The organism is Vibrio sp. Vb1574, assembly GCF_033338675.1.
This window is the reverse complement of sequence record NZ_JAWOTC010000167.1, coordinates 1-1,536: the sequence shown is the minus strand read 5'-3', so window position 1 is coordinate 1,536 and position 1,536 is coordinate 1. Positions and strand designations below refer to the sequence as shown.

General features: G+C 44.7%; 3 protein-coding genes. All 3 read left to right on the top strand.

All coding sequences use genetic code 11. The features are described 5' to 3' along the window. The coding region (locus R7O12_RS24495) for a diguanylate cyclase domain-containing protein (RefSeq protein ID WP_318126635.1) at positions 1-211 on the top strand (211 nt) is incomplete at its 5' end. Between the two features lie 65 nt (positions 212-276). After that, entirely contained in the window at positions 277-1,092 is an 816-nt protein-coding gene (locus R7O12_RS24490; RefSeq protein ID WP_005479824.1) for a helix-turn-helix domain-containing protein, read from the top strand. After that, positions 1,092-1,536, top strand: a 445-nt coding sequence (locus tag R7O12_RS24485; protein WP_318126634.1) for a helix-turn-helix transcriptional regulator, incomplete at its 3' end; no start/stop codon positions are given. The genes R7O12_RS24490 and R7O12_RS24485, both read left to right, overlap by 1 nt.

Below are 1,536 nucleotides of genomic sequence, written 5' to 3'. Positions count from 1 at the left end.
CCTGCCAAACATCGAAGACACCAAGGAGTTAGAACAGTTTCAGTCTTTGCTGCATCACGCATGCAGTGCACCCATTTTTATCCATTTTCAAAACGTTCACATCGGTTTAAGTGTTGGTATGGCTCGCTTTCCTCATGAAGGAAGCTGTAGCGATTCCTTAATTCAACATGCTGACCAAATGATGTACCTCACTAAAAGATCAAGAACATAAAGTTTTGGCTCGGTCCGAGCCGCTGAGAAGCACTCAAAAATATAATAATTTCAGGACGTAGATATATGGTTAGTAAGTTAGAATTTTCGCATGCAGTGGCTGCTATTCGAAAGGAAAGGGGGTTAACTCAAGGCCAATTAGCGGATGAGCTAGCCCGAAGTTACAGCGCTTTTGAAAGCTTAAATCAACCCACACTAAGCCAGTGGGAAAGCGGTAAAGTAACGCCCAGTTTGCTCAAGCGGCTTGCTTTCGCTCACTACATCGGCAAGCAGTATCAATACACCTCCAGCGAATACAAACGGGTCAAAGCTTCACAAAGCAAAAGCATCTATTTGAGCTTTAAAGACATTGTTTACGAATACCGTGTAACCGATGTGAAAAATTGCGCCCTTAGCCAAATCAGTTTGACGGAGTATGAGCAAATTAACGCCGTGCACAAACAACTGATCACGCCCGGCGGAATAGAAGACACGCTCAATCAATTCAATGAATCCCCCAGCAAGGCCCGCCTCTACTACTGTGAAGGCATGTTGGTTGGCCATTTGATTTATCAAGAGCTGAGGTCTGAATTTAGGATTCTCAGCTTTTGGCATTTAGGGCGCTCGATACTGAAGTACTTAGTCACCGACATTCTCCAAGTCATGGGAAATACGATCATCCATTTCCCGGTTCATGAGCCCGTGATTAAACAACTTCTCTTCGACATTTTTATTCGGGACTTCTATCAACATCGGCGAGTTACGTTCTTTAGAGCCCCCGCCACACAAATCTTCGGAAACCCCATGGTGAAATATTGCTTTGATGGGCTGTTAGACCTGGTGCTCTATCGCTTTCATCAAGTAGGAAATGAGTTTATGCAGTCTCGACAGGAGGTTCATTGATGATGAATACCAACACAACCAACAACACCGTCTTATTGTTCACCTTCAACAACATTCAAGGTCGCGGCTTGCAAACCGCTATAGAACAGAACCTAGAAAAACCCGTACTTTTAACCCGAGGCGCTGACGTCAATTTCCCTAGCACCCGCGATGAACACTATGTAGCGATAGTCGATAGCTCTCTCCCTGAATTGCCAGAGGTCAAACAAACACTCAGTGAGTTAGAGCACGTAGATGCGACTGTATTGGTCAACGCAGAACCGAATCTGAGGATCGAGAGCTTACTCACTTGGTCAAACTTGAAAGGTTTGTTCTATTTTGAGGATGATTTCGACAAGGTAATGACGGGGCTAAAAGGCATTTTGAACGGAGAGAATTGGCTCTCTCGCGATATTCTCAATCAACTGATTGGCCACCTATTAAGCCTAAACAATACCGTCGGTG